The 4,838-nt window shown below is 29.3% G+C and carries 6 protein-coding genes and 1 pseudogene; all 7 read left to right on the top strand.

Features of this window, described 5'->3' with window-relative positions; all coding sequences use genetic code 11:
• Positions 1-1,094: type IV secretion system protein (locus tag K324_RS14725; RefSeq protein ID WP_036095464.1), on the top strand; the 1,094-nt coding region annotated here is incomplete at its 5' end.
• Positions 1,095-1,110: 16 nt separating this feature from the next.
• Positions 1,111-1,602, top strand: coding sequence for a S26 family signal peptidase (locus K324_RS14730; protein WP_146995855.1), 492 nt, complete (start codon positions 1,111-1,113; stop codon positions 1,600-1,602).
• Positions 1,586-1,978 carry a conjugal transfer protein TraD gene (locus tag K324_RS0109225; RefSeq protein ID WP_026747458.1) on the top strand — a complete coding sequence of 131 codons (393 nt, stop codon included), beginning with the start codon at positions 1,586-1,588 and terminating at the stop codon, positions 1,976-1,978. Before K324_RS14730 ends, K324_RS0109225 begins: the two co-directional genes overlap by 17 nt.
• Positions 1,965-2,627, top strand: coding sequence for a hypothetical protein (locus tag K324_RS0109230; protein ID WP_026747457.1), 663 nt, complete (start codon positions 1,965-1,967; stop codon positions 2,625-2,627). Before K324_RS0109225 ends, K324_RS0109230 begins: the two co-directional genes overlap by 14 nt.
• Positions 2,628-2,653: 26 nt before the next feature.
• Positions 2,654-3,721, top strand: a complete 1,068-nt coding sequence (locus K324_RS0109235; protein ID WP_026748887.1) for a DUF4116 domain-containing protein — start codon at positions 2,654-2,656, stop codon at positions 3,719-3,721.
• Positions 3,722-3,739: 18 nt separating this feature from the next.
• The gene (locus K324_RS15270) at positions 3,740-4,447 is read left to right on the top strand and encodes a transglycosylase SLT domain-containing protein (protein ID WP_051354436.1); all 708 of its coding nucleotides are present in this window, start codon (positions 3,740-3,742) and stop codon (positions 4,445-4,447) included.
• 130 nt (positions 4,448-4,577) lie between these two features.
• Positions 4,578-4,838, top strand: a pseudogene (locus tag K324_RS0109245) (hypothetical protein); the annotation flags it as partial.

Here is a 4,838-nt window from a genome sequence, read left to right on the forward strand (position 1 = left end):
ATTTTGACTGGATGAGAAAAAATGCTTCACATTATGGAATAAAAAATTTATCTGATTTGGCGGCCGCATATAACTGTGGACCAGGATGTTTTAAGTCAGGCAGATGGAAAAATGTCAGTGAAACAACAAACTATATTAAAAAAGTTCCTGCTTATGGAAATAAGATTGCAAGCACCGCAGGGCTATCTCCACTTGATATGACACAATTTCCTGCTGGAACAGGAGGAACAACAGTATCAGGAAATAATATTAAAACAGCTTCAGCAAATTCTTCATTGATGGTAGATTGGGATGCTGTTCAGTCAGAAATTGCAGGAATGATAAATGATGGAATCAGTAAACTTGCTCCTGGATTATTAGTTCTGTTAAGTGTACTCACAGTTCTTGAAATAATGTGGATTTTATATGGCTATATAGTAAAAAATGTGTTGGAAAATTTATGGATGTCCTTACTCAGAATAATGATAAGATTTTCGATACTGGCATATGTTATACCTAATGCAATTTCATTAATTGATATGGGATATGGAATATTTTCTGGAATTGGCTCATATTTTATGGGAAACAGTGGAGGAACTGTAACTTTAAACAGCATATGGGCAATAGCTGGAAGGGAAACAGGGAAAATCTTAAAGATTATTAATGAATCAAACTTTAATTTTTTCAATATTGTTACTGATTCAAGGCTATTTTTTGAAGAACTTGGGAAAATGTTATTGTTAATAGGAGTTATTATTCTTGTGTATTATTTTGTGGTAAGGATAATATTTGAAATGATGATGGCGGTATTGCAGTTTAGAATGGCATTGGGATTATCTTGGATATTTTTGCCTTTTGATGTGAATTCGATTACAAAAAGGGACTTAGGAAATAAATCATTGACAACACTGTTTCTCACAGGAACTAAAATAGTTGTAATAATGGCACTGGGAGGAATAGTATTTAAAAACTTGGATGCGGCAGGATTTGGGGAAGTTACTTTTAAGGAATTAAAATATGAAACTATATTTTTGTTTATCACAGTAGGAATGGTAATGGCTTTTATAATGAATAAAGCTGACAGGATAACAACAACACTTGCCAAAGGAAATTAAAAAGTGGGAGGAAATTGTGGATATACGAACTAAAAAGTTTAACTTGATAATGCTTTCTGTATCAATATTTCTTGTCATAACATTCACAGGGCTACATCTGTTGTCAAAAATTTATGTAATAAATGTAACACCGTCAATTCCATTAGGAATATATAAACTGGAAAAATTTGATGGAGTATTGAAAAAAGGGGATTTAGTTGTTTATGAGGTGGATGATAAATATAAAGGTTTGACAAGCATAAAAGGTACAACGTTTAAATCGGTAAAGCCTGTTGCTGCATTCTATAAGGACAGAGTTGAGATAAAAAATAACAGGATATATGTAAATGACGAGGATTATGGAGAAATTTTTCAAAAAATATCCCCTGTTTTTAATGGCAAGATAAAAGAAGACGAAGTCTTGACTTTATCTAAGGTTAGAGGAACATTTGATGGAAGATATTATGGTGCAATAAAAAAGTCAAAAATAGAGAAAAAAGCAAGGTTAATATATGAATTTAGAATATGAAAATGAAATGTTTAAATTGAAATCTAATGAGAAAGAGAAAATTGAAATACATAAAAAAATAGTCAAAACAGATGAAAAAATAAGGAAAATCAGAAGAGAAATAGCAAATGATACAAGAAGACTAAATACATCGGAAAAGAATGAGAAATGGAAACAGAGGACAAGAAAACTGATTGAAATGGCAGTCTTGCTTGAAATAGCAGATATTTTAAATGAAGATAAGGCAACATTGCTGGGATATTTTATGAAATTTCATTTTTTAAGTAAGGAAGAAATTAAAGATTGTAAAATTATGGGAGGTGAGGAGTTTCAAATGAGAGAGGAAAAGAAAAAAATGCTAAAACGAAGATTGGAGAAAAATAATGGGTTTAAATGAAATGATGAAAAGTGAAGGTATAGAAAGCAAAGATTTTAAAGAAGTAGAGCTAAAAGAAATTAACAGGACAAATGAACTTGAAGGTGAGGAATTAAAGGAAAGGGTAAAATTAGAAAAATCTGAAATAAAATCTGAACTTGCCGAAGAACTTGAACAATTCATACACGATGAGGAAAGGAAATATAATCAGGAAAAAAGGAGAATTGAAAGTGAATATGATGAAAAAATATATCAGCTTGAACAGAAACAGAAACAAAATTATCGAAATAGAAGAGAAAAATTATATGAAATGGAAGATTCCTTAAAAATCAGAGAAAATGAAATTGAAGCAGAAATGCAGAAATTGAGTGAAAAAATAACAGAAAAAGAAAATGAACTAAAAAAATTAAATGAAGAAATAGACAGAAAATTAGGTTTTAAAGAATATTTGAATGAAAATGACTTTATATACAGAAATAAATTAGAGGCTGTTCTGATACTTAGAAAATTGAAAAACAAAAATCTAAAGATATTGGGCAAAAGAGAATACGAGGCTGTATTTAAAAATATTGTTGGCGGAGTGAATGAACTTATAAGAATGAATAATCTGATAATAGATTACAAGAAGTTTATAAAAGGGCAGGAAACAAAAAGGGAAATAAAATTTTAAAAATAATTTATGAAAGGACTGAAATAATGTTACTGAGTGTATTTCAAAAGAATGAAAAAAAAGATTATTTGAAAAAAATAGGGGTAAAATTTTCTAAAGATGAAAAAATAGAAGTAAGGAAGATGATAAAATCAAATTTGACTCTTGAACAGTTTAAATTGTGTGTAACTCCTGTGCTTAATGAAGAGATATTGCAGGAACGGGGGAAAAATAATTTTGATGACAGCAAATGGGAAAAATTGGTTATGAAAAAACTGGATGTAAATCAGATGAAGGAAATTCGGAAAGGATTTGAAAAAGGATTATCTGAAGAGGATGTTGAGCTGTATGTAAAAAGTGAATATGACAGCAAGACAATGGAAAAAATTAGAAATATGCTTGAAAAAGATAAAAATAACGAGTATCTTCGAGAATACTTAATGTTAAAAGATAAAAAGGAAATAAGATCCATTACTAATGAAAAATTGGAAAAATATATTAAGGAAAGCAAAATGAGTGAGCTTAGAAATAAGGCTGATAAAATGGAAAAATGGTATGAAGTCTCAATATATACAGGTAAAAATATATTTAAATATTATTCTTCTGAAAAAATAAGAGATGATGAGAAATATGTTATGAAAAAAGTCAAAGAAAATGGAAAAAATCTTGAATATGCAAGTGAAAGGCTTAAAAATAACAGGGATTTAGTTTTGGAAGCAGTGAAACAGGATGGACGTACTTTACAATTTGCAAGCGAGGAATTAAAAAATGATAAGGAAATAGTGATGGAATCTGTAAAAAACTACCCTAATTCCTATCAATACGCAAGTTTTGAAATGCAAAAAGATGAAGATGTCGTAACGGAAGTTTTAAAAAGAAATGAAGACGCTCTAAGTTATGGAGATGAAAATATTAAACAGGAAATAGAGGAAATTAAGGAAAAATACAAGGACAGTGATTTTGATGGGCTGACAGATAGGGAAGAAAAATTTGTGTATGGAACAAATCCTTATTTAAAAGATACTGATTTGGATGGAAAGAGTGATTATGAGGAAATAAAGATAAATTATACAAATCCGAAAATAAAAAGCAAGGACATTGAAATTGAAAGATAGCAAAGGAGATGGTTATAAATGAAAAAATGTATATTGTTTCTTATGATAGTTTCAAAAATTTCCTTTTCTGGGGGAGAGATAAGCTTTCAAAAACAGAAAGAAAAAGTTGAGCAGGAAAGAATTGAGAAATTAAAAACACAAAAGGATAATGAGGCTGACAAAAGTAAAGAATTAAACGATTCGCCTAAAGAAGATACAAGTAATATTCAATCGCAAAGCAACAGATTATTTTATGATGATAAGGCTGTAACAAATGTTAATAATGCTTCTCATATTCAAAAAAATATTGGGAGTAGAAAACTTATTGAATATATTAAAACACAGAACAGCAGACTGAATGAAAATGAAATACAAAATATACTTGGCTATGTTTTCAAATATAGCAAGGAATATAACTTTAATCCATATTTGGTTTTAGCGGTTATGAATACTGAAAGCCATTTTAATCATTCAACAGTATCAAGTGCTGGAGCAAGAGGGCTTATGCAGTTAATGCCTTTTAACTTTAGGGAATTTGGAGTGGATAACAGCATATCAGGAAATATAAAGGGAGGTGTACTGCATTTAAAAAGGGATTATGAAAAAACTGGGAGCGTTTCAAAAATGCTAGTTTGTTATAACGCTGGCTGTGGAAGATTAACAAACAATGCTTGGAAGGGGATAAAGGAAACAAGGGAATATATTCCAAAAGTAATTCAGAAATACAATAAAATAATAAACTTGTAACTATATTTTCTCACACGTGAGAAAATCAAAATTAGGTCAGTGGATTTTTTTCATTACAAAAGTTTTGAAAAAAAACGCTGAGCAGCAAAAAATAATAGTAATTATGAAACAAGAATTGAAGGAGTGAAAAATGTTTAATAACGCTGTAAAAATTTTAATGGGAATATCAATGATTTCTTTTCTATCTTTTTCTAAAGGGGAAATTAGTTTTCAGAAACAATTAATAACTGAAAACAGTAAAAAAATAGAAATAATTGAAAATAATGAGAAAGATAATGCAATTAAAAATAGTAGAGATAGAGAAGAAAAAATAAGATATAAAATTGTAGAGTTTGCAAAAACTCAGATTGGAAAACCTTATGTATATGGTGCAACTGGAAATAACAGTTTT

The organism is Leptotrichia trevisanii DSM 22070, from assembly GCF_000482505.1.
Lineage (GTDB): Bacteria > Fusobacteriota > Fusobacteriia > Fusobacteriales > Leptotrichiaceae > Leptotrichia > Leptotrichia trevisanii.